Annotated in this window: 23 protein-coding genes; 17 read left to right on the top strand and 6 right to left on the bottom strand. The window is 34.5% G+C overall.

Annotation, left to right across the window (positions count from 1 at the left end; all coding sequences use genetic code 11):
• Window positions 1-97: 97 nt before the first annotated feature.
• From CHB80_RS15865 to CHB80_RS15880, 4 genes are all read left to right on the top strand, one after another.
• The gene (locus tag CHB80_RS15865) at window positions 98-745 is read left to right on the top strand and encodes a DinB family protein (RefSeq protein ID WP_089372483.1); all 648 of its coding nucleotides are present in this window, start codon (window positions 98-100) and stop codon (window positions 743-745) included.
• 102 nt (window positions 746-847) lie between these two features.
• The gene (locus CHB80_RS15870; protein ID WP_179218190.1) at window positions 848-1,717 is read left to right on the top strand and encodes an energy transducer TonB; all 870 of its coding nucleotides are present in this window, start codon (window positions 848-850) and stop codon (window positions 1,715-1,717) included.
• Window positions 1,718-1,721: 4 nt separating this feature from the next.
• Window positions 1,722-2,060, top strand: a complete 339-nt coding sequence (locus CHB80_RS15875) for a nuclear transport factor 2 family protein (RefSeq protein WP_089372485.1) — start codon at window positions 1,722-1,724, stop codon at window positions 2,058-2,060.
• Window positions 2,061-2,168: 108 nt separating this feature from the next.
• Window positions 2,169-3,263, top strand: a complete 1,095-nt coding sequence (locus CHB80_RS15880) for a tetratricopeptide repeat protein (protein WP_143337159.1) — start codon at window positions 2,169-2,171, stop codon at window positions 3,261-3,263.
• Here CHB80_RS15880 and CHB80_RS15885 read toward each other — a convergent pair.
• Both CHB80_RS15885 and CHB80_RS15890 read right to left on the bottom strand, forming a co-directional pair.
• Window positions 3,257-4,123 carry a hydroxymethylglutaryl-CoA lyase gene (locus CHB80_RS15885; RefSeq protein ID WP_089372487.1) on the bottom strand — a complete coding sequence of 289 codons (867 nt, stop codon included), beginning with the start codon at window positions 4,121-4,123 and terminating at the stop codon, window positions 3,257-3,259. The two genes, CHB80_RS15880 and CHB80_RS15885, sit on opposite strands and share 7 nt — an antisense overlap.
• Before the next feature lie 36 nt (window positions 4,124-4,159).
• Entirely contained in the window at window positions 4,160-4,771 is a 612-nt protein-coding gene (locus CHB80_RS15890; RefSeq protein WP_089372618.1) for a LysE family translocator, read from the bottom strand.
• 60 nt (window positions 4,772-4,831) lie between these two features.
• Here CHB80_RS15890 and CHB80_RS15895 point away from each other — a divergent pair, with 60 nt between their 5' ends.
• Window positions 4,832-5,767, top strand: coding sequence for a spondin domain-containing protein (locus CHB80_RS15895; RefSeq protein WP_089372488.1), 936 nt, complete (start codon window positions 4,832-4,834; stop codon window positions 5,765-5,767).
• A 12-nt stretch (window positions 5,768-5,779) separates the two neighbouring features.
• On the opposite strand, the gene CHB80_RS24710 is transcribed toward CHB80_RS15895, so the two are convergent.
• Together CHB80_RS24710 and CHB80_RS15900 are read right to left on the bottom strand one after the other, a co-directional pair.
• Complete coding sequence (locus tag CHB80_RS24710) at window positions 5,780-5,941, bottom strand: hypothetical protein (protein WP_179218191.1); 162 nt, start codon at window positions 5,939-5,941, stop codon at window positions 5,780-5,782.
• A gap of 100 nt (window positions 5,942-6,041) precedes the next feature.
• On the bottom strand, window positions 6,042-7,073 hold the full coding sequence (locus CHB80_RS15900) for a quinone-dependent dihydroorotate dehydrogenase (protein ID WP_089372489.1): 1,032 nt from the start codon (window positions 7,071-7,073) through the stop codon (window positions 6,042-6,044).
• 86 nt (window positions 7,074-7,159) lie between these two features.
• Here CHB80_RS15900 and CHB80_RS15905 point away from each other — a divergent pair, with 86 nt between their 5' ends.
• From CHB80_RS15905 to CHB80_RS15920, 4 genes are all read left to right on the top strand, one after another.
• Window positions 7,160-8,002, top strand: coding sequence for an alpha/beta hydrolase (locus CHB80_RS15905; protein WP_089372490.1), 843 nt, complete (start codon window positions 7,160-7,162; stop codon window positions 8,000-8,002).
• An 85-nt stretch (window positions 8,003-8,087) separates the two neighbouring features.
• Window positions 8,088-9,332 (top strand): peptidase T, encoded by a 1,245-nt coding sequence (gene pepT / locus CHB80_RS15910; RefSeq protein ID WP_089372491.1) that lies wholly within the window; start codon window positions 8,088-8,090, stop codon window positions 9,330-9,332.
• 460 nt (window positions 9,333-9,792) lie between these two features.
• On the top strand, window positions 9,793-10,365 hold the full coding sequence (locus CHB80_RS15915; RefSeq protein ID WP_089372492.1) for a DUF3575 domain-containing protein: 573 nt from the start codon (window positions 9,793-9,795) through the stop codon (window positions 10,363-10,365).
• Between the two features lie 301 nt (window positions 10,366-10,666).
• Window positions 10,667-11,425 (top strand): leucine-rich repeat domain-containing protein, encoded by a 759-nt coding sequence (locus CHB80_RS15920; protein ID WP_089372493.1) that lies wholly within the window; start codon window positions 10,667-10,669, stop codon window positions 11,423-11,425.
• A 107-nt stretch (window positions 11,426-11,532) separates the two neighbouring features.
• Here the strand turns inward: CHB80_RS15920 and CHB80_RS15925 are convergent, their stop codons facing one another.
• Window positions 11,533-12,150, bottom strand: a complete 618-nt coding sequence (locus CHB80_RS15925; protein ID WP_089372619.1) for an L-threonylcarbamoyladenylate synthase — start codon at window positions 12,148-12,150, stop codon at window positions 11,533-11,535.
• A gap of 192 nt (window positions 12,151-12,342) precedes the next feature.
• Here CHB80_RS15925 and CHB80_RS15930 point away from each other — a divergent pair, with 192 nt between their 5' ends.
• Window positions 12,343-13,248 (top strand): alpha/beta hydrolase, encoded by a 906-nt coding sequence (locus CHB80_RS15930; protein ID WP_089372494.1) that lies wholly within the window; start codon window positions 12,343-12,345, stop codon window positions 13,246-13,248.
• Here CHB80_RS15930 and CHB80_RS15935 read toward each other — a convergent pair.
• Window positions 13,238-15,577 carry an ATP-dependent helicase gene (locus CHB80_RS15935; protein WP_089372620.1) on the bottom strand — a complete coding sequence of 780 codons (2,340 nt, stop codon included), beginning with the start codon at window positions 15,575-15,577 and terminating at the stop codon, window positions 13,238-13,240. The genes CHB80_RS15930 and CHB80_RS15935 overlap by 11 nt on opposite strands.
• A 1,215-nt stretch (window positions 15,578-16,792) precedes the next feature.
• Here CHB80_RS15935 and CHB80_RS15940 point away from each other — a divergent pair.
• The 7 genes from CHB80_RS15940 (at window position 16,793) to CHB80_RS15970 (ending at window position 22,803) form a co-directional block, all read left to right on the top strand.
• On the top strand, window positions 16,793-17,332 hold the full coding sequence (locus tag CHB80_RS15940; protein ID WP_089372495.1) for a DsrE family protein: 540 nt from the start codon (window positions 16,793-16,795) through the stop codon (window positions 17,330-17,332).
• 52 nt (window positions 17,333-17,384) lie between these two features.
• Window positions 17,385-17,795: a hypothetical protein gene (locus CHB80_RS15945; protein ID WP_143337160.1), complete on the top strand. Its 411-nt coding sequence runs from the start codon at window positions 17,385-17,387 to the stop codon at window positions 17,793-17,795.
• 70 nt (window positions 17,796-17,865) lie between these two features.
• Window positions 17,866-19,140: an amidohydrolase gene (locus CHB80_RS15950; RefSeq protein WP_089372497.1), complete on the top strand. Its 1,275-nt coding sequence runs from the start codon at window positions 17,866-17,868 to the stop codon at window positions 19,138-19,140.
• A 96-nt stretch (window positions 19,141-19,236) separates the two neighbouring features.
• Window positions 19,237-19,818 (top strand): tetratricopeptide repeat protein, encoded by a 582-nt coding sequence (locus CHB80_RS15955; protein ID WP_089372498.1) that lies wholly within the window; start codon window positions 19,237-19,239, stop codon window positions 19,816-19,818.
• A gap of 71 nt (window positions 19,819-19,889) precedes the next feature.
• Entirely contained in the window at window positions 19,890-20,576 is a 687-nt protein-coding gene (locus CHB80_RS15960) for an NADase-type glycan-binding domain-containing protein (protein ID WP_089372499.1), read from the top strand.
• A gap of 258 nt (window positions 20,577-20,834) precedes the next feature.
• A complete protein-coding gene (locus tag CHB80_RS15965; protein ID WP_089372500.1) occupies window positions 20,835-21,395 on the top strand; it encodes an N-acetylmuramoyl-L-alanine amidase in 561 nt (186 codons plus the stop codon).
• 133 nt (window positions 21,396-21,528) lie between these two features.
• Entirely contained in the window at window positions 21,529-22,803 is a 1,275-nt protein-coding gene (locus CHB80_RS15970; protein WP_089372501.1) for an amidohydrolase, read from the top strand.
• Window positions 22,804-22,930 lie beyond the last annotated feature (127 nt).

Raw genomic sequence — 22,930 nt, forward strand, 5'->3', positions numbered from 1 at the left:
GTGTTTATAGGTAATTAACAAGATTTTATCGCAGCTTTAACGTAATCTTTTGACATGCAACTTCTATATTGTACGCAACTAATTAACATATATCATCATGAATACAATAGTACCAGATTACAGTCGTCGTGACTTTTTAAAGAAATCTTCATTTGCTGCAGCAGGAACATTAAGCTTAGTTTCTATACCTATGATGGGAGCTTCTTATACGCCAGTACAAGACGAGCTTAATATTGTAGGTCCTAAAACGGGATATTCTCCACAAATAGGAACACTCGTTTCTATGATGAACTGGATGCGTAATGTTGTAGAGGGACAAGTAAGAGGTCTTGAACAAGAACAGCTAGATTTTTTAATAGATGACAAAGCCAATACCGTAGGTGCTATGTTAATGCATCTAGCCGCAACCGAGCGCTTTTACCAAATCCATACTTTTGAAGGAAAAAATTGGGGAGATTGGTCTCGAGAAGACAGTAAACGTTGGAGTACTGCCTCTGGGTTAGGGAACGATGCCCGCAAAAAAATAAAAGGAAATGATCTTCCCTATTACTTAGATACGCTTAATGAGGTACGTGCTCATACATTAAATGAATTGAAAAAACGGGATGATGATTGGTTACTTAAAGTTGACAATAATTGGCCTTGGGGACCGACCAATGCTTATTGTAAATGGTTTCACGTCGTAGAACATGAATCTAATCATAACGGACAAATTAAGTTTATTAAAGCAAGGATGCCTTCCTAAGAACCAATATTATAATCATTTATCACAAAATAAATAAGGTGTTGAGTTGAGTATTTCAAATAATTTCTGGTTATTGCCATAAATTTAAAAGCGATGTTCCAAATGCGTTTATGCCTTCTAGTATTATTTATAACTCAACCTATCTTTTCACAATCCATTACTCCAGAAGAAGTCATGGGGGCTTGGAAGGTAAATGCAGTATCCATAGCTCAAAATACAGATGCGCTACCTGAAAAGGTAAGAGAACTAAAAAAAGTTTTTGAAGGGGCTATTTTCAATTTTCAAGGGAATGGAGTTTTTGAAATAGAATTACAAAATAAAAGTAGTCAAATAGCCTCTATATTTAAGGAATTTACGGGAACGAATTGGATACTTAAAAACAATAGCATCCACATAGGATATGAAGCCGATATCTATAGCTATATGCGAATTCAAATAGAAAAAGGAGCTAAAACACTTTTCAAACTTCCTATGATACAATTGGAAGTCACAAAAACAAAAGATGCAAAACCTAAAAAGTTTAAAAAACTAAAAAGTAAATATCCAAAAACAAGAGTTCTTAATTCTCTTAAAAAACCAGTATTCAAAACAAAAGAGTTTGATGAAGGTACAGTAATACCCTATTCAGAAGTACAGACGCCTCCTGTAATAGGTGATTGTGAAATTACAGCTGATATTGAAGAGATGAAAAAGTGTACATCACAAAAAGTATCTCGTTTTCTAAATAGAAAATTTAATACAGAGATAGCTAATGACATCAATTTTTCAGGAACAGCCGTCACTAAAATAAGATTTATTATTGATGTAGATGGCTCCGTTTATAATATTAGTGCAACCTCTACACAACCTGAATTTGCCGAGGAAGGGAAAAGAGTTATTGGTTTATTACCTAATTTCACACCTGGACAACACAATGGAAAACCCGTTGCAGTCTCATATGTATTACCTATGACATTTAAAGTAGTAGAATAAACATATGACTCCCTTAGCAATTATTCAAAAACAACTAGACGCCTATAACAATAGAGATATAGAGACCTTTGTTTCTTGTCATGCTCCAGAGGCACAATTATATTCTTTTTCTGAAACAGTACCTTTTGCAAAAGGACAAGAACAAATAAGAGCTATCTACTCAGAGATATTTGAAAATTCACCTAATTTACACTCAAAACTTATTCATCGAATTGTCATAGGTAATAAAGTAATAGACCATGAAGAAATAACCGGTCGAAAAGGAACTGATATACTAGAATTTATAGCTATATATGAGGTGAATGATACTTCTATAGTTAAAGCGCATTTTATACGTAAGTAAACTACATTTATAATTACGATATAGCCTGACTATATATTATAATTTGCTTATTACAAATAGATACTCAAAACTTTAGTATATTTAAATTTGATTTTATGGATTATTAATATGCCAAAATCTATACTTATATTTTTTATACTCATATTACAAACTTATTCCTCAATAAGTCAAAATTCGTATGTAGATAGTCTAAAGCTAAAAGCTGAAAAAGAACCTGATGTACAGAAAAAACTTAAGCATTATATTGATATTTCCAACAATTACTTTCAGAAGCAATTACATTATGACAGTGCATTAGTGTATTTGGAAAAAATTAGAACTATCGCTCATAATGAAGGGATAAAAGAAAGAGATATAGAAGCTTTTGCGATAAATAACCAAGCCATTATATATTATACCCTAGGTGATAAAGAAAGAGCAGTGACTTATTTTAATGAAGGTTTATCACTCTCAAAAAAACTCAATAAACCAGTTCGTGTTGCTCTCTTATATAATAATGTAGGAATGATCCATAAAGAATTAGAGGAATATGACAAAGCTATCACCTATCTTGATTCTGCATTAACAATAGTTAAAACAGACGTTTCCAAAAGACTCTTAGGTGTTGTTTACACTAGCCTTGGTGAAACCAATTATGCTATGGGTAATTATAAACAGGCAACACATTACCTAAAAAAAGGAACTCAAAGACTCGATAGTTTAAAGCAGCCTTCTAGCGAAGCAGATATTGTTCTGGCAAAATCATACAACGCAGAGAAAAAAATAGATTCAGCTATTATACAAGCTCAAAAGGCATTTCAGCAAGCTAAAGAATCTAAAGCTCCTAAGAGTGCCTATGAAAGTAGTGTTCTACTCTCTTCCCTATATTCAGAAACAGGAGATATTCAAAAAGAAACATTTTTTCTAAAAACAGCTTTAAGCTATAACGATTCACTTTCGTTAAGTACCAGCCTAGATGATATTGAATTAAAAGAATTAAAGGAACAACAAAGAGAACAAGAATTACAATTACAGACTCTAAAAGACAAAGACTTACTTTATAATATATTGTATCTCGTTGGAGCCGCTATACTTATAGTATTAGGAATACTATTATTCAAAATACGTAAAAGCGCAAAACTAACTAAAGATATTCATGAGGTGCAAAAAAACTTAATTCAAAGTGAATTAGAGCGCAGGGGAAAGAAACATCAAAATCAATGATATTTCTGAAACACTTTTAATGCTTCATTATAACTACTCTCAAAAGACATGGTATTAATATTATCCGTAGCTTTTACAGAAGCAAAATAAGAGATAAGCTTTTCTGTAGGCATGTTTCCTGTAAGTTCATCTTTAGCCATCGGACATCCTCCAAAACCTTGAATAGCACCATCAAAACGACGACATCCAGCATTATAGGCTGCATCAACTTTTTCGTGCCATGTAGTGGGTGTGGTATGCAAATGTGCACCAAACTCTATGTCTTGGTACTTTGGAATTAAATTAGAAAACAAGTAATTGATATTTTCAGGATTAGAAGTACCCACTGTATCAGATAATGAGAGAATTTTCACCCCCATAGCACTTAATTTCTCTGTCCACTCCCCTACAATATCTACATTCCAAGGATCTCCATACGGGTTTCCAAATCCCATTGAGATATACACCACCACTTGTTTATCATTATCATGAGCTAGGTCTAATATTTCTTTAAGTACCTCAACAGATTGTGCAATGGTTTTATGCGTATTACGCATCTGAAAGTTCTCAGAAATTGAAAAAGGATACCCTAAATAATCTACCATTTGGTGAGTCACAGCATCTGTAGCACCGCGAACATTTGCAACGATGGTCAATAGCTTGCTCTCTGTTTTTGAAAGATCTAAACGATGTAATACCTCTGCAGAGTCTGTCATTTGAGGAATCGCCTTGGGTGATACAAAGCTTCCCACATCAATAGTATCAAAGCCACAACGCAACAACGACTGGATGTACTGAACTTTAGCATCCGTAGGAATCCAATCTTTAATTCCTTGCATCGCGTCACGAGGACATTCTATGATTTTCACCTTGTTATTCACTATGTAAAAATAGGGCTAATTACGCTTTCGCGAAAGCTAAATTAGAATGAAAACCGCAATCCCAATAAAAACAATAATCTGTAACCATTTTAAAACAGTTCCTATTTGATTGCTTTTTTTAAGATATCCAGAAATACTTCCTGCTAACACAGCAATTCCACCAAAAATGAAAAAAGATTCTATCATAAATAAAATACCTAATACATAAAACTGATACACGGTATTTCCATCTGGATCCCATAAAAAACCTGGAAAAAAAGCGAGAAAGAAAATAGTGACTTTAGGGTTTAATATATTCATGATCACCCCTTGTTTAAATAAACTCCAATAACTCTTCTTTGGAGCACCATCTGTAAGTGATACTCTTGCATCACTTTTAAATACTTTATAAGCGAGGTATAAGAGATAAAATGCTCCTAATAATTTAATGATAAAGAAAATAGTAGGTGACGTTGCAATAATTGCTGAAACACCAAAAGCAACAAGTGTCGTATGTACAATACAGCCAGAAATTAAACCTGTTGTAGTTGCTATACCTGAAGCACGTCCATTTACAACACTTTGAGTCAATACGTAGATATTATCAGGTCCTGGGGAAAATGCTAATAAAGCCGTGGCTCCTAAAAATGCAATGATAGATTCAATCATAGTGTAAAGCTGAGAAAAGTGTATCTTTATTACAAGTTTTCGTCTTAAAAACTTACGGCTATGAAAAAAAGAAAAATAACCATCCACTGGAGTATTCTGTTATGCATCTTTATGACTACTTCTATAGCTATGTTTGCGCAAGACGGAGGGATTGCAACTTATACGATTTCATTTGATAGCACTTGGAGTCAAGAAACACATCCGCATCCTACGGGTAATTTACCATCTGTATCACATTGGTCTGATTTAGTAGGGGTATCTCATAATAACCAAGTTACTTTTTTAGCGATGGGAACTCCTGCTAGTACTGGTGTTCAGAATGTAGCTGAACTTGGAAATAGTACTGTGTTTTTTCAAGAAGTACAGCAAGCAATTACAGAGAATACAGCATATAATGAGTTAGATTTTGGAGATTTAGACACTGCTTCAGGTATGATTCAAGGGCAATTTGAAACACGTCCAGAATTTCCGCTTCTTACTGTGATCTCTATGATAGCTCCAAGTCCTGACTGGATGATTGCAGCAAATAGTATCGCATTACAAGATGAAAATGGAACATGGAAAGAAGAAATTGTTATGGATCTTTTTCCATACGATGCAGGAACAGATAGCGGTATTGATTATACTTCTGAAGATCAAATAACATCACCCGTTGGAGTTATAACAAGTTTAGAAGGTATTTCCCCTTTTTCTACCCAAAAAATGGGAACACTTACCATTACTTTAGATGGTGTATTAGGCGTTGAAGAACAAGAAATAGTAGACGGATTTTCTATATTCCCAAACCCTTCATCTGGTATTATATCAATTGTAAATAGAGATTTAATTACTCAACAGCTTTCTATTTATAATACCCTAGGGCAACTAATGCATAAAACCACTGTAACTGATGAATTAAAAACCATAGATCTTACACCATTGGGTTCAGGAGTTTACTTTTTACAGCGTAGTTCTCAGGAAGGAAAACTATTTACAGAAAGAATAGTGATTAAATAAAGTAGACTTACACTACCACTGACGCTCTTTCCACACTAGAAAAAGTCCTAAAAGAAATAAAAACCCTGCGGCACCTACTTTTACAACTTGTGGTATAAAGGATGCTAGATCTGGTTTTAAAGAAAATAGCAATACCATAACAGAAGCTAGAAGTACTTTATGAGAATTTCGCATAACAAATAATGATAAAAATAAGTTGAATTTGGTTTAGCTATAGGGTTTAATCGTAAAATAAATCAAACATTACAACCTAAAGCTATTTTTTAAAATAACCTTATTGATCTCGTTTTAGTAGTGCCTTATTAATATTCTTGATTAAGCTCGGGCCTTCATATATAAATCCAGTATATAGCTGTATAAGACTTGCACCTGCATCTAGTTTATCTAATGCATCTTGTACCGAATGAATCCCTCCTACTCCAATAATAGGAAATGATTGGTTACTCTTTTCAGAAAGATAGCGTATCACACGTGTCGACTTGTCTGTAATCGGTTTTCCACTTAGACCACCGTTTCCAATTTCATCCAAGCGTTCTTTTGTAGCTTTTAACCCTTCTCTAGAAACAGACGTATTACTAGCAATTACCCCATCTAACTTGGTCTCTTGAACAAGTTCTACAATCTCATCAAGTTGATTGTCATTTAGGTCTGGTGCTATTTTTAAAACAATAGGACGTTGTATCTCATACTGCTTATTGGCTTCTTGAACTGCTTGTATCAATTCTACCAGATAGTCTTTATCATTGAGCTTTGCATGACTCGATACATTGGGACAACTTACATTTAGTACAAAGTAATCTACATAAGGGTGTAATGCATGAAAACACGTCAAATAATCTGCGGTATAATCTTCAGGTTTAATACCTGTATTCTTACCTATATTACCGCCTATTAGAACATTTTTATTCTTCTTAAGGCGTTCTACTGCTGCAGCTACCCCACCGTTATTAAAGCCCATTCGATTAATAATCGCCTGATCACTCTTTAAACGGAATAAACGCTTTTTAGGATTTCCTATCTGTCCTTTTGGAGTCACTGTACCTATTTCTATAAATCCAAACCCTACATTATCCAGTTCTTGATACAATTTGGCATCTTTATCAAAACCAGCTGCAAGTCCCACTGGGTTTTTAAATTTCAATCCAAATACTTCACGTTCTAGAGCTTGGTCCTTTACTTGCCATAAGCTTCTAAAGAGCCCACCAAAACCTAGTTTGGTCATATTTCTAATAAGAGAGAATGTAAAATAATGGACTTTTTCAGGGTCAAATAAAAAAAGAATAGGTCTGACAAGAAGTTTATACATAATCGTTATAGATCTTGAGTGCAAAAGTAATCGAAAATGGGTAATTTTATGCTTTCGCGAAAGCATAAAAAAAATCAACTGTATTTATGAAGCTACACTACGCTTTTTTACTACTTTTTTCTACACTATCTCTACAGGGCATTGCACAACAAAACAGTGCGCCTAAGACGCTAGAAACAACACCTTTTACTATAGGAGAAACTCGTACGTTTTACTCTGATATACTAAAAGAAAACAGAACGATAAACGTATACCTACCCGCTTCTTATACTGAAAAAAAAGAAGCTACCTATCCCGTTATTTATCTTCTAGACGGTAGTAAGGATGAAGATTTTATTCATATTGCAGGTATTGTACAATTTGGAAATTTCCCGTGGATTAAAATGTTACCAGAGTCTATTATTATTGGGATTAGTAATGTAGATAGAAAACGAGATTTCACATACCCAACAACCAATAAAAAGGACAAAGAAGACTTTCCAACCACTGGAGGCTCGGAAGCATTTATCTCTTTTTTAGAAAAAGAATTACAGTCATACGTGGCAAACACCTATCGTATTTCGGAAGAACGCACACTTATCGGGCAGTCATTAGGAGGCCTTTTGGCTACCGAAATCCTTTGGAAAAAACCTACATTATTTTCTAAGTATATTATTGTAAGTCCAAGTTTATGGTGGGATGACAATTCATTACTTCCCAAAGAAAGAGTTGCTATTACAAAACCGACAAATGTATATGTAGCTGTTGGAAAAGAAGGTCCCTATATGGAGAGCGCTGCTTTTAGTTTGATTGGAACTTTAAAAGAAGATAGAAATATCACTTCAAATTTCACCTATTTTGATGGTCAAGACCATTCAAATATTTTACACAAAGCAGTATATGAAGCTTTTGTACATTTTTACCCAAAAGAAGAAGAGAAAAAAGAATAATTTCGCGTAAGCGTAAAAGAAAAAATTAAAAATATAAATCAAGAAGACGGGCTGAGATTCCTGCCTTTTCGGAAATGACATTACTATGATTAACAAACAAGCCTTAATAGACCGTTTTATAAGTTACGTAACGATAGATACAGAAAGTGATCCAAATAGTGATACCACGCCTAGTACAGAAAAACAATGGGACTTAGCACGCATTCTCGCAGCGCAATTAGAAGCAATGGGAATGCAAGATGTTTCTATAGATGATAATGCCTATGTCATGGCTACGCTTCCATCTAATGTATCACACGAAGTACCTACTATTGGTTTTGTCTCTCACTTTGATACCACACCAGATTTTACAGGAAAAGATGTGAAGCCACAGATTATAGAAAATTATGATGGAGGTGATATTGTTCTTAATGAAGCTCAGAATATCATTTTATCACCCGATTATTTTGATGATTTAAAGCAATATCAAGGACAAACGATCATTACCACCGATGGAACTACCTTATTAGGAGCCGATGATAAAGCAGGGATTACAGAGATCATGGAAGCTATGAAATACCTACTTGCACATCCAGAAATCAAACATGGTCCTGTACGTGTGGGCTTTACTCCAGATGAAGAAATAGGTAGAGGTGCTCATAAATTTGATGTAGAAAAATTTGGAGCAGCATGGGCATATACCATGGATGGTAGTCAGATTGGAGAGTTAGAATATGAAAACTTTAATGCTGCTGGAGCTGTAGTGACTATAGAAGGAAAAATTGTACATCCTGGATATGCTAAAGGAAAAATGGTGAATAGTATGTACATCGCTACAGATTACATCAACTCATTACCAAGACTTGAAACTCCAGAACATACTGAAGACCGTGAAGGATTCTTTCACTTATATAGTATAGAAGGAAGTGTAGATAGTACACGATTAGAGTACATTATTCGTGATCATGATAAAGGACATTTTGAAGCTCGTAAAGAAATGATGTCAAAACTTGCTACTGAACTTAATACGCAATTGGGTAAAGATCTAATTTCTGTAGTAATTAAAGATCAGTATTTCAATATGCGAGAAAAGGTAGAACCTGTAATGCATATTGTAGATATTGCCGAAGAAGCAATGAAATCATTAGACATTAAACCATTAATTAAACCTATACGAGGAGGTACAGACGGTTCTCAATTATCATTTATGGGATTGCCTTGTCCTAATATTTTTGCAGGAGGCCATAATTTCCATGGACGCTATGAATATGTTCCTGTAGAAAGTATGATGCGCGCTGTAGAAGTGATTGTGAAAATTGCAGAAATTACTGCTCAAAAACAATTAAATTAAAATATTAATTTAAAAATAACCACAATATAAAAAGCCACTGTTATTCGTAACAGTGGCTTTTTATATACTTGCAAAAATTGCAGTTTTTTTTAAGTTCTTTTGGTATTTTTTGCAATACAATTATAGCACCTATCCTTATATATTTGTCTTAATAGATATAAGGAAATTTATTTTTGTTGATGCTCAATCAAAAATACAAAAACATTAATAAACAGCAATTTATATGTAAATCACTCTAATTATCGTTCATTAGAAAAGAATATTTTTTTGGCATCACTTTTGATTAATGAACACCTATCAAATATCGTTTTAATACTATATCAATGAGTTATTTATTAAAATACAGATTGTTAATTTTTGGTTAATCATATTTTATTTAAGCAACCATTTTAAACTTTATGAATCTATAGAATTAATAACGAAAACTACAACAACACAATTAATTATAAACATCAATCTTATGAAAAAAGCGATCACATTATTAACACTTATCATTTCTACTTTTGCATTTGCTCAAGAAGACACAGAAGAACAACCAGTAAACCTTAATGAAATCAATAATAAAAAACATGAGTTTCGTATCGATGTTCTAGAAAGTCTTGCCTTACCTGCTATAGATGTTAGCTATGAGTATGTATTAAGTAAATATTCAGGATTAGGAGCTAGTCTTAATGTTAGTTTCCAAGATGAAGAAAATGACTTTAGACAAAATTTTGCCTTTACTCCTTATTTTAGACAATACTTTTTTAATAAAAAAGAATATGGAGCAAGAGGCTTTTTTGCCGAAGGGTTATTACAATATGCCACTGGGGATAATGAAAGGTTTTTTAATTTTGATGATAATACTTTGGATGAAAGAGGAACTTGGAACAAATTTGGAGTTGGAGTCGCTATCGGTCAGAAATGGGTAAGTAGAAATGGCTTTGTCATAGAATTATCTCTAGGAGGTGGTCGTTATTTAGGTGATAACGATGACGGTTTATCTCCAGATGGATTCTTTAGAGGAGGCGTTTCTTTTGGATATAGATTCTAAAAGAAAGTTCACAAACATAAAATTTATTAAAAGAGCTGTCTCGTTGTAGACAGCTCTTTTTATATTTATAGAGTACACATATTTTAAAAATCATTAAAAAGCAACAAAATCGTGTACTTAAACTATTGCAGTGTGCATTTCATCGATAAAATGATCATGATATTTATTCTGAATAATCGACGAAATACACAAAATTGCCTTTTAAATGTTAAAATTTTGAGTATTTGGTCGAAAAAAGGTGTGCTTTCATCTAGCGTAGCAACTATCATAGTATATTAGTGTCACCCAAATCGACAACAATATGAAAATCTTTACTACCCTAGCTATGGCTATGATGGTATCTTTAAGCACGATTGCTCAGATATCTTCTACAGAAAAACAAGCTTTAATAGATTTATATACACAAACTAAAGGTGACACTTGGACCACTTCTTGGGATTTAAATAAATCTCCAGAAAAATGGAATGGTGTTATTATCTTAAATGATAAAGTAATTGCATTATCACTTACAGATAACAACCTAACAGGAGAGCTTCCAGAAAGTATTGGGGACTTAACTCACTTAAAGGTTTTAAATCTTCACAAAAACAATATAGAAGGAAACATTCCTGAAGCTATTACTAATATTAAAGGGTTGAAAGTTTTAAACATGTCTTTCAATAAATTAGAAGGATCACTTCCTTCTAACTTAACAGACCTTGCTAGCTTAGAATATTTAGATTTGTTCTTTAACAACTTAAGTGGAAAGCTTCCTGAAGATATAGGAACCTTAAGAAACCTAAAGAGAATAAGCTTATACAGTAATAACTTTGAAGGTCAACTTCCTGCTTCTATAGAGAATCTTGAAAACTTACGTGATATCCAAATCAGTAGTAATCAATTTAACGGAGAATTACCATCAGGAATCGCTTCTATACCTTCTCTTAAGAGATTAAGCATTTTTGACAATAACTTTTCGGGAGATTTTCCAGAAGTAATTAATACACTAGATCTTCAAGAGCTAGCCTACCAAAATAACAAGTTCAATACAACAACAGCTATCGCTGTACGCGATAGATAAATTACTCGCATACTAGTTAATTACAATTAGTATTTACCCCAAATCTTTTTAGATTTAGTTTTAAGAGCCTCCATTGGAGGCTTTTTGCTGTTTTAACAATAGGTGAATTATATTTCTAAACTCCCTTTTCCTTCTCTTATTAAGATAGGTTCGCCACTAGTAAGATCAATGACTGTAGAAGGAATATTATCTCCATAACCACCATCTACCACAACATCTACTAGCTGCTCCCATTTTTCAAAGATAAGCTCAGGATCTGTCATATATTCTACCACCTCATCTTCATCATAAATAGAAGTAGATACAATAGGGTTTCCTAACGTATCAATAATTGCTTGTGTAATAGCATTATCAGGAACACGTATCCCAACTTCCTTTTTCTTTTTAAAGACGGTAGGTAAATTATTATTCCCAGGTAAGATAAATGTATATGGCCCCGGTAAAGCTCTTTTTAGTAATTTAAATGTAGTTGTATCAATTTGCTTTACATAATCTGAGAGATTACTCAAATCTTTACACACAAAAGAGAAATTTGCTTTTGCTAGTTTAACTCCTTTAATTTTAGCTAATCGTTCTAGTGCTCTATTATTGGTAATATCACACCCCAAAGCATATACCGTATCACTTGGATAAATAATTAAACCGCCATCCCGAACAATAGAGACAATTCGCTCTATCTCTTTAGGATTAGGGTTTTCTTCATATATTTTAATAAATGCTGCCATATACCTCAATAAGAACGCAGTAAAGTTATGTAAAAAAGGTATACGCTTTCGCGAAAGCGTATAAAAATCCCTCATAAGTATATTTTCATCTCATTTTAAAAAAAGAGGCACGTTAATTGATGCAAAAAAGAAATCGTATACATATACATACGTAATTCATCAATACAAACGTTATACTAAAAAAAACAACCAATGAGATATCTGTATATACTCCTAATTGCTATTGGCTTTTCTATTTCATTTTCTAGTTGTTCTTCTTCTGATGATGAAATCACAACTGATGACACAACAATCATAGAACAACCTACATTAGAAGCCGTTACATTTACCGATGTTTCCTATGGAGCTGATCCGCAGCAAGTGTATGACCTTTATTTACCGGAAGGAAGAACAGCAGAAGCTACCAAAGTTATTGTACTCATACATGGCGGAGGATGGACTTCTGGAGATAAGAGTGATATGGCAGCTTCGGTGGCATTTGTACAAGCGTTTCATCCTGATCATGCGATTGTAAATGTAAATTATGTACTTGCAACTGTCTCTGGAACACCAGCATTCCCAAATCAATACTTAGATATTCAAGCGGTGATTAATCAAATCACAACACAAAGCGAGGCCTTACAAATACTACCTGAATTTGGAATGATTGGAACAAGTGCAGGCGCACACCTTGCTATGATGTATGACTATGTGTATGATACTAATGATCAAGTGAAATTTGTGATTAACATTGTAGGACCTAGTGATTTTACAGATCCTTTTTATACAAACGATCCTACTTTTAATATTGCATTAAACCTCTTAGTAGACGAAGATCAATTTCCAGAAGGCACTAATTATGCAGTTGCTAATAGCCCTGCATTACAAGTAACAGCAAATAGCAGTCCTACCCTACTCTTTTATGGAGATCAAGATCCGCTTGTACCACTTTCTAATGGAATGCAATTAGACAGTCATCTGAATACAGCCAATGTACCGCATCTGTTTACCGTATACCAAGGAGGACATGGAAATGATTGGAGTGAAGAGAGTACGTTAGATTTGACACTAAAATCTAGTGAGTATATCAATACATACTTGCCCGTGATTATTCAATAATCTTAAGCTTCGCAAAACGTAATAATAATTTTTTCAGCCCTCCATTTTCGAAATTAATTTCGGCTTTTTGATCTTGTCCTTTTCCTTCAAGCCCCTCTACAATACCACGTCCAAAACGGATATGCTCTACGATAGTTCCTCTTTTTAAAGCACCTACTACACTAGAGATAGGAACATCAGATGTATCTGTAGGTTTTATTTTTCTGAGCTTACGCAATTGATCTCCTGTAGGTGTTCCTACACTTGGCGGTCTACCACTTACTGGTTTCTTTAAGCGCAGTTTACTTTTATCAACATCTCCAAAAATATCGGTATCCATTAAGGGTTTATAACGATAGCTTTGCATAGGTGTTTGGTAATCCAGATACTTATCATCTATTTCTTCAATAAAACGACTAGGCTCTGCATCTACCAGTTTTCCCCATCGGTACCTAGATTCTGTATAGGTAAGATACGCTTGCTTTTCGGCTCGGGTCAATGCTACATAAAACAAACGTCGTTCCTCTTCCAGTTCACTACGCGTATTCATACTCATCGCACTTGGAAAAAGATCTTCTTCCATTCCTACGATATATACAAATGGAAACTCTAATCCTTTTGCTAAGTGAATGGTCATAAGTGCTACACGATCTTCATCTCCTTTATCATTATCCATATCGGTAGCAAGCGCAACATCTTCTAAAAACTCTGCTAAAGAACCTGTGGTATCTGCGAGTTGTTTTTGCTCTTCTACAAAATCACGCATACCATTAAGTAACTCTTCTATATTCTCTATACGAGCGATCCCTTCAGGAGTTCCATCTTTTTTAAGTTCTTGAACAAGACCTGTTTTTTTAGTCACAGTTTCTGCCACTTCAAAAGCATTTCCACCATCATTTAGAATCTGAAAGCTTTTGATCATGGTCACAAAATTGGATAACCTAGTTTGTGTACCTCGGTTGATATTCATAGAAGCACCTAACTGCTCTATTTTCTCCATCACTTCAAAAATAGAACGTCCATAATGCTTTGCAGCCACAACCAGTTTATCTACTGTGGTACCGCCTATCCCACGTGCAGGATAATTAATCACACGCTTGAGTGCCTCTTCATCTTTAGGGTTAATAATTAATCGTAAATACCCTAGTACATCTTTAATCTCTTTACGTTGATAAAAAGAAAGTCCTCCATAAATACGATACGGAATATCACGCTTACGTAAGGCATCTTCCATTGCACGAGATTGTGCATTGGTACGATATAAAATGGCAAAATCACCATTCATTAATTGGTGATTCATTCTATTTTCAAAAATACTAGAAGCCACATAACGTCCTTCTTCTCCATCGGTAGGACTTCTATGTACAATAATTTGCCCGCCATCTTCATTGGCTGTCCAAACTGTTTTATCTAAACGGGTTTTATTTTTTTCGATTACAGAATTTGCTGCTTCTACAATATTTTTAGAAGATCGGTAATTCTGCTCCAGACGATACATTGCTACATTATCATAATCCTTTTGGAAGTTCAAAATGTTATTAATGTTTGCGCCTCTAAATGCATATATACTCTGAGAGTCGTCTCCTACCACACAAATATTCTGAAAACGATCTGAAAGGGCTTTTACGATTAGATACTGACTATGATTGGTATCTTGGTACTCATCTACCAGGATATATTGAAAACGATTTTGGTACTTAGCCAGTACTTCTGGAAACCTATTTAAAAGCTCATTGGTACGCAATAACAGATCATCAAAATCCATCGCACCTGCCTTAAAACAACGATCTACATATTCTTTATAAATCTCTCCCATCCGGGGGCGTTTTGCCATAGCATCTGCCTCTACAAGATCAGGATCATTAAAATACGCACGTACGGTGATTAAACTATTTTTAAAAGACGAGATTCGGTTTTGTACCTGCTTGTACTTATAAATATCTTTATCCAGTTGCATCTCTTTGATAATAGCACTGATCAATCGTTGAGAATCCTGCGTATCATAAATAGTAAAATTAGAAGGGAAGCCCAGTTTATCGGCTTCAAAACGAAGGATTTTTGCAAAAATGGAGTGAAACGTTCCCATCCATAAATTCTTTGCCTCACTATTTCCTACAATACCCGCAATACGTTTTTTCATCTCACGTGCTGCCTTATTGGTAAAGGTGAGTGATAATATATTAAATGCATCAATCCCTTGACTCATCAAATAGGCAATACGCATGGTAAGCACTCGTGTCTTCCCAGACCCTGCTCCTGCAATCACAATAAGTGCCCCATCCTTGTGTAAAGTGGGCGCTCGCTGGGCTTCATTCAAACCCTCAATATATACTTCTAACTTAGAATCCATAGCTTTTGCCAAAGTACGATATGAAGTGCTATTTTAAAACCAATCTCTTTCCTTTTTATCGCGTTTTTTCAACAATTTCTCAAAAGAAAAAGATCAGGTTTATGTTTTAAAGTTTCAGGTTTCAGGTTTCAGGTTTCAAGTTTCAAAGTTCAAAGTTCAAATATCGTATTATTCTATTGTATAGGCGGGACTTCGGTATAATTTTCTTTCTGCCTTTCGGCGAAATCAAATCACTCAGTCGCCTTACTTCCTACTTTAAATTCCAAATCTCAAATTCTAAACGAAGAACAACGAACAACGAACGACGAACGATGAACGATGAACGATGAACGATGAACCGATAACGAATTTAAAAACAACTTTTAGACCTGAAACCTGAAACTTTAAACTCCCCATTCAAGAGATACATAGCTATTTTAAAATCTCAAATTCCAAACGACGAACAACGAACCAGTAACGAATTAAAAAACAACATTTAAACCTGAAACTTTAAACTCAAGATTCCCCATTCAAGAGACGCTTAGTTATTTTAAAATCTCAAATCTCAAATTATAAATCTCAAATTCCAAACAACAAACAACGAACGACGAACGACGAACAATGAACCGGTAACGAATTAAAAACAACTTTTAAACCTGAAACTTTAAACTCAAAACTCCCCATTCAAGAGACACATAGTTATTTTAAAATCTCAAATCTCAAATCTCAAATTCCAAACAACGAACGATGAACGATGAACGATGAACGATGAACCGATAACGAATTTAAAAACAACTTTTAAACCTGAAACCTGAAACTCCCTATTCAAGAGACGCATAGTTATTTTAAAATCACAAATTATAAATCTCAAATTCCAAACAACAAACAACGAACGACGAACATCGAATGATGAACCAGTAACGAATTAAAACAACTTTTAAACCTGAAACTTTAAACTCAAAACTCCCCATTCAAGAGACACATAGTTATTTTAAAATCTCAAATCTCAAATCTCAAATTCCAAACAACGAACGATGAACGATGAACCGATAACGAATTTAAAAACAACTTTTAAACCTGAAACCTGAAACTCAAGGCTAAACTCACTACTCAAGAGACGTATAACTATTTCCAAAATAACAGTTATTAAATTTCATCTTCATCTTCATCTTCAATTTCAATTTCGATTTCGATTTCGATAAATTATAAAGTATCTTCACACAGAAGAACTATCTTATGAAAAAACTAATATATATTATATGTTTATTCGCTTTCGCGAAAGCGTACACACAACAACCCACATCGCAATCAGGAAAGGTTATCCCAGAATTTGGCAAAACCTATGAAGTGCCGAATCCAGATTTTAAAACCAATACAGATTTGGAATTTAAAGCGGTATTCGATGTCGCCAAAGCTCCTGAAGATAGAAGCAAACGTAATCCCTATATCGAAACAATTGCTCGTTTTCTAAACATGCATGAGAAAGCAGGTGTTCCTGTAAAAAACCTACACGTACGTATGGCAATGCACGGACAAGCCTCTTACGGATTACTCACAAATGAAGCGTATAAAGAGAAGTTTGGGGTAGATAACCCGAATATTGAATTACTCGAAGCGATCGATAAAGCAGGGGTTGATATTATTTTATGCGGACAAACAGCAGGCGCGCGTAATATTACAGAAGATCGTAGACTCCCTCTTACACAAACCGCACTATCTGCCATGACTATTTTGATACAGTCACAAGGAGAAGGGTATCGATTGATTGCTTTTTAATATGCATGTCTATAAAATTATAATCTATGCGCTATTCACTTGTTTAGTCACATTGCCTATTCAATCACAAGAAGCAGAAGCAAAAAAACTTATAATACAACTAGATTCTTCTGTTTCTAAAGTTATCTATCAACCTGATTTTATTTTTTGCGAAACATTATTTGATAGTAAGAAAAAAGTACAGATACAGTACAATTTATATAAAGAGTCCTTAAAAAAGTTTCATGTGACTGATTCTTGTGAATTCGGAGAATTAGCAGAATATAATTATGAAATAAGACCTAATAAAAAAGTAAAGGGAGGTATAGCTCATACCATATTATCATGTATAGCTTATACTAATGAAGATATGAAAGAAATAACTAGCGAAAAGTACCATTACAAATCGGAAGACATTCAGAAATTCTGCTTAGATTTATTCGATCGCATACAAGTTGTCAAAAAAACCATATTTTTAGATTAAATAAACATTCCATACAATTCTCAATAACATTCATGAGATTCCCGCCTTAATGGGAATGAAATACATTACTATGAAAAAACTCCTATTACCACTACTCCTACTCTTTGTAGGAACTACAATTGCACAAACAAGCTTTGATAAAGATGTAGAAGCTGTAAAAAATAAAGTCATCGAATGGCGACGTGATTTCCATCAAAATCCAGAATTAGGAAATCGCGAATTTAAAACTGCCGAAAAAATTGCAAAGCATTTAGAGTCTCTTGGTATCGAAGTGCAAACGGGTGTTGCCAAAACGGGTGTTGTAGGTATTTTAAAAGGAGACAATCCTGGAAAAGTCATTGCACTACGTGCAGATATTGATGCGCTTCCTGTAACGGAGCGTAATGATTTGGCTTTTAAATCAGAAGTAAAAACTACGTTCTTAGGCGCAGAAACGGGTGTGATGCATGCCTGTGGTCATGATACACATACGGCTATCCTTATGGGTGTTGCCGAAGTATTAGCAAAAAACAAAGATAAAATCAACGGAACGGTAAAATTCATTTTCCAACCGTCTGAAGAAGGACCACCTCCTGGAGAAGAAGGCGGTGCAAAACTAATGGTTAAAGAAGGGGTTTTAGAAAATCCAAAAGTAGATGCCATCTTCGGATTACATATTAATAGTGGTACTCCTGTAAATACCATTCGTTACAAACCAGGTGGAACCATGGCGGCGACAGAACGTTTTGTGGTAAATGTAAAAGGAAAACAAACACATGGAAGTCAGCCGTGGTCTGGTGTAGATCCGATTTATATTTCGGCGAAGATTATAGATGGTTTCCAAAGTATTATCTCTAGAGAAAGTAAATTAACTGATGAAGCTGCAGTCATTACAATTGGAAAAATCACATCTGGGTTACGTTTTAATATCATTCCTGAAAGTGCAGAGATGATTGGTACTGTGCGTACACTGGATCCTGATATGCGTGAGAAGATCATACGTCGTATGGATGAAATGGCGCGTGATATTGCGAAAGCTTATGGTGGCGAGGCGACCATTGATTGGCAAAATATGACCGTAGTAACGTATAATGATCTTGCTTTAACGGAGCAAATGCTTCCTACATTACGTAAAGTAGGTGGTGCAGAAAATATTCAATTACAGAAAGCAGTGACTGGAGGAGAGGACTTTTCATTCTTTCAAGAGAAAGTACCTGGGTTCTATTTCTTTTTAGGAGGAATGACTCCTGGAAATACAGCAGCATTTCCGCATCATACACCAGATTTCTTTATAGACGAATCTGGCTTCCAATTAGGCGTTAAAGCATTAAGTCAGATGTCAATAGATTATTTGAATGGGAAGTAAATAGCTACTCAATGGAGCGGGTGGTTGTTTTCTGTGTCACTATAACATCAAATGCATAATGATTATTTAAATATGAATTAATATAACTCCATATATATGTTTAATTTTTTCAGAAAAAAGAAAACGTCTAAAAGAGAGACTAAAAAACATAATGATTTATATACTCAGGCTATGGCAGGAATGTCTGAAGATAAAGAAAACACAAGTGATCTAAAAACACTTGTTGAAAAAGCAAAAAAAGCAAAAAGTTTAGAAGAAGTTGTTGATCTTTTTTCTGATGCCATTCAAATAGAAAAAGAAAAATCAGAACCAAATACCATCTTTATTTCTGATATATACAATAAACGTGGAGAAATTTACCTAAGCCAAGGAGTTGCTGTATTATCCTCCTCAGATTTTTCACAGGCTATCGAATATAACCCAAAGAATGCTGAAGCTCATAACAATTTAGGAATGTGGTTTACTATTGAACATTTTATACAACCTGATTATAAAAGAGCTTTAGAACATTTTGAAATGGCAGTGAAATTTAGCTCTAACAGACCAGATATTTTAATGAATAGAGCTATTATGTACATAAGAAATAACCAAAAAGAAGTAGGCAAGAAAGAATTAGAGAAGTTAATACAAAACGGATACACCGAAGCACAACAAGCTATAGAACGATTTTGTCAATAACAATCCAGATTTCTGTTATTAAAAAATTATCCATTTTTTAATACATTTATAATTCTTCATAAATCATATCTATGAACAAAGCTTTTATCATCATACTTGTAAGTGCATTTCTAACTTTAGTAAACTTCCATACACTAAAAGCGCAAAACATCAAGACTATAGAAGCTATACAGGAAAAAGATACTGACTTTTTTGACTATGAAGATTATGAGCAAGATAAAAATGGTACTCTTAGACCTGTAGGTGATCTCGTTTTTTTAAAAGGATGTAATTGGTATTGTGGCGGTACCGTTAGTACTATAATGGCAACTTCAGAACTAGCTACACAAAGTGATAATACCTACACTGCAGAAAACACTCATGATTTTGATCACAATACTGCTTGGATTGAAGGAAAAGAGGATTATGGTATAGGTGAATCTATCACATATAGTATTGATTTTAGTAAGGATCAATTTTATGAAGGTCAATTAGGTATTAATAAATTGATCATTGCCAATGGATATAAAAAAAGTAAAAAAGCTTGGCAAGCGAACTCTCGAATTAAAAAACTACGCATGTATGTCAATAACAAATCATATTATGATATCCTATTAAAGGATAGTTTCGAGATACAAACAGTCGCCATAGATAAACTGATGTTTCCTAAAAATACAGTAACAGAAATCACTTTTGAGATTAGAGAAGTCTATGAAGGTGCTATCTACAAAGACACTGCATTAAGCCTCCTCATGTTTGATGGTGTTGGGGTGCATTAGTATAAGCAATTACTCACTGTTGTTAAAAAGTTTGAAAATGATGTGTACACCCTAGCTAAAACCGTTAGGATTGGTGAAATAGATACTCTGCTTAAAAGACTGGTTACAAGTAGCTTGTCAAAAAGCAAATTAACTATAGGTCATATATCTTTACGTTTACATCCTTTTCAAAATACCGTATTTCTACCTATTTTAAAATAATCTATATGCTATATATTATCCTATTGCATTTAAATATTTCTTTTAAAACTATAAGGTATGAGAAAAATAGCTGTTATTGTGGGTCATAATCAAATAAGCCAAGGAGCTCAATCTATAACTCCAATTGACCGTTCTGAGTTAGATTTCAATTCAGAATTAGCACAAGTCATGTTACAAAAAGCTAGTGATTTTAATGTAGAAATTAGAGTATTCCATCGAGAACATCAAGGATCTTATCGTAGAGAAATTCTTAAGGTATATGGCGAAGTAAATGAATGGGATCCAGAATATTCTACCGAATTACATTTTAACTCTTCTGTATTTACAGTATCTGGCAGTGAAGTATTATCAAGTGGTTCTAGAAAATCATTGCGTTTTGCTAAACTCACTCAAGATGAAATGGTTAATCTATTTGACAGAAAACGAAGTAATCGAGGGGATAGAGGGGTAAAAACTAGAAGACAAGGAAGAGGAGCACTCTCTTTATTATCCGGAAATGCGCCAGCTATTATTGTAGAGCCATTTTTTGGCTCTAATAGAGCAGACTGCAGACGCATGAATGAAATTGGAATAGAGAATCTCGCAATTGCCTACTTAACAGCGATGAGCAAATTGTAAATACCATTAGATAGAAAAGAACAAATTTATAAGAGGAGTCTTGAAATTCTAAAAACACTACCCTATACTATCAATTCCTGTAATTAATTCGTATTTTTCAGTCAAATCATTTTTTACAATTCAAACCATATCTATGAAATATACAAAAGCACTCCTTGTAAGTGGGATTATTTTGGTGTCCGCTTTCGCGAAAGCGCAATCACTAGAAAAAGAAATTAATGCTGTAGAGTCTAAAGTTATTGAGTGGCGTCGAGATTTTCACCAAAATCCTGAATTAGGAAATAGAGAATTTCGTACTGCCGAAAAAATAGCAGCGCATTTAAAGTCACTGGGTATTGAAGTACAAACAGGAGTTGCCATAACAGGAGTTGTTGGAGTATTAAAAGGAAAACGCGACGGAAAAGTGGTTGCTTTACGTGCAGATATCGATGCTTTACCTGTAGAAGAACGTGTAGACCTGCCGTTTAAATCGACCGCCAAAGGGACCTATCGTGGTAATGAAGTGCCTGTAATGCACGCATGCGGACATGATACACATATTGCTATTTTAATGGGCGTTGCAGAGGTATTGGCAAAAAATAATGACTTTGCAGGGACTGTAAAATTTATCTTCCAACCTGCCGAAGAGGGAGCTCCTCCGGGGGAAGAAGGTGGTGCAGAACTCATGGTGAAAGAAGGTGTGCTTAAAAACCCTGATGTAGATGCTGTATTTGGATTACACATTGGCGCAGGGCAAGATGTCGGGACTATTGCTTATAAACCAGGAGGTATTATGGCGGCCTCACAGAGTTTTGAAATTAATGTAAAAGGGAAACAAAGCCACGGTTCTACTCCATGGACGAGCATTGATCCTATCATGGCATCTGTAAAAATTATAGATGGGTTACAGACTATTATCTCTCGTGAATCTCCTCTTACTCAAGAAGCTGCAGTACTTTCTATTGGAAAAATCAATGCTGGAGTACGTAGTAATATTATCCCAGAAAGCGCGCAAATTATAGGGACACTCCGTACATTAGATTATAATATGCAAGCACATATTAATAAGCGTATGCAAGAAATGGTGCCTGCAATTGCTGCTGCCTATCGTGCCGAAGCAACTATTGATATTGCAAAAGGATATCCTATTACGTATAATCACCTAGACCTTACGGCACAAATGCTTCCGTCTATGGAAAAAGCAGCAGGAAAAGAAAATGTAAAACTGATCAAGGCCATCACAGGTGCAGAAGATTTTTCATTCTTTCAAAAAGAAGTGCCAGGTGTATATTTCTTCTTAGGGGGTAAAACGCCTGGAGATACTACAGCGGCTCCACATCATACGCCAGATTTTCATATTGACGAAAGCGGCCTCCTATTAGGTGTAAAGACTTTTGTGCAAATGACTATGGATTATTTAGGGAACTAAAAACGGTGAAAGGGTGGTTGTTTAAGAAATTGCGTACTTTTTCTTTACGTAATTTCTTAAACTTTCCGTTACTACTGCTGCAGTACAAATGACGATAGGATTTCGATATACTTCGTTTTTATCAAAG

It is taken from the genome of Dokdonia pacifica (assembly GCF_900188275.1).
GTDB classification, from domain to species: domain Bacteria; phylum Bacteroidota; class Bacteroidia; order Flavobacteriales; family Flavobacteriaceae; genus Dokdonia; species Dokdonia pacifica.

Excerpts from the sequence above, each read along its gene's own strand:
- CHB80_RS15900 (WP_089372489.1), bottom strand. The coding sequence starts at position 7,073 with ATGTATAAACTTCTTGTCAGACCTATTCTTTTTTTATTTGACCCTGAA.
- CHB80_RS15890 (WP_089372618.1), bottom strand. The coding sequence starts at position 4,771 with ATGATTGAATCTATCATTGCATTTTTAGGAGCCACGGCTTTATTAGCA.
- CHB80_RS24710 (WP_179218191.1), bottom strand. The coding sequence starts at position 5,941 with ATGCGAAATTCTCATAAAGTACTTCTAGCTTCTGTTATGGTATTGCTA.
- CHB80_RS15965 (WP_089372500.1), top strand. The coding sequence starts at position 20,835 with ATGAGAAAAATAGCTGTTATTGTGGGTCATAATCAAATAAGCCAAGGA.
- CHB80_RS15870 (WP_179218190.1), top strand. The coding sequence starts at position 848 with ATGCGTTTATGCCTTCTAGTATTATTTATAACTCAACCTATCTTTTCA.
- CHB80_RS15895 (WP_089372488.1), top strand. The coding sequence starts at position 4,832 with ATGAAAAAAAGAAAAATAACCATCCACTGGAGTATTCTGTTATGCATC.
- CHB80_RS15940 (WP_089372495.1), top strand. The coding sequence starts at position 16,793 with ATGAAAAAACTAATATATATTATATGTTTATTCGCTTTCGCGAAAGCG.
- CHB80_RS15915 (WP_089372492.1), top strand. The coding sequence starts at position 9,793 with ATGAAAAAAGCGATCACATTATTAACACTTATCATTTCTACTTTTGCA.
- CHB80_RS15875 (WP_089372485.1), top strand. The coding sequence starts at position 1,722 with ATGACTCCCTTAGCAATTATTCAAAAACAACTAGACGCCTATAACAAT.
- CHB80_RS15950 (WP_089372497.1), top strand. The coding sequence starts at position 17,866 with ATGAAAAAACTCCTATTACCACTACTCCTACTCTTTGTAGGAACTACA.
- CHB80_RS15925 (WP_089372619.1), bottom strand. The coding sequence starts at position 12,150 with ATGGCAGCATTTATTAAAATATATGAAGAAAACCCTAATCCTAAAGAG.
- CHB80_RS15970 (WP_089372501.1), top strand. The coding sequence starts at position 21,529 with ATGAAATATACAAAAGCACTCCTTGTAAGTGGGATTATTTTGGTGTCC.
- pepT (WP_089372491.1), top strand. The coding sequence starts at position 8,088 with ATGATTAACAAACAAGCCTTAATAGACCGTTTTATAAGTTACGTAACG.
- CHB80_RS15920 (WP_089372493.1), top strand. The coding sequence starts at position 10,667 with ATGAAAATCTTTACTACCCTAGCTATGGCTATGATGGTATCTTTAAGC.
- CHB80_RS15930 (WP_089372494.1), top strand. The coding sequence starts at position 12,343 with ATGAGATATCTGTATATACTCCTAATTGCTATTGGCTTTTCTATTTCA.
- CHB80_RS15865 (WP_089372483.1), top strand. The coding sequence starts at position 98 with ATGAATACAATAGTACCAGATTACAGTCGTCGTGACTTTTTAAAGAAA.
- CHB80_RS15935 (WP_089372620.1), bottom strand. The coding sequence starts at position 15,577 with ATGGATTCTAAGTTAGAAGTATATATTGAGGGTTTGAATGAAGCCCAG.
- CHB80_RS15955 (WP_089372498.1), top strand. The coding sequence starts at position 19,237 with ATGTTTAATTTTTTCAGAAAAAAGAAAACGTCTAAAAGAGAGACTAAA.
- CHB80_RS15960 (WP_089372499.1), top strand. The coding sequence starts at position 19,890 with ATGAACAAAGCTTTTATCATCATACTTGTAAGTGCATTTCTAACTTTA.
- CHB80_RS15880 (WP_143337159.1), top strand. The coding sequence starts at position 2,169 with ATGCCAAAATCTATACTTATATTTTTTATACTCATATTACAAACTTAT.
- CHB80_RS15905 (WP_089372490.1), top strand. The coding sequence starts at position 7,160 with ATGAAGCTACACTACGCTTTTTTACTACTTTTTTCTACACTATCTCTA.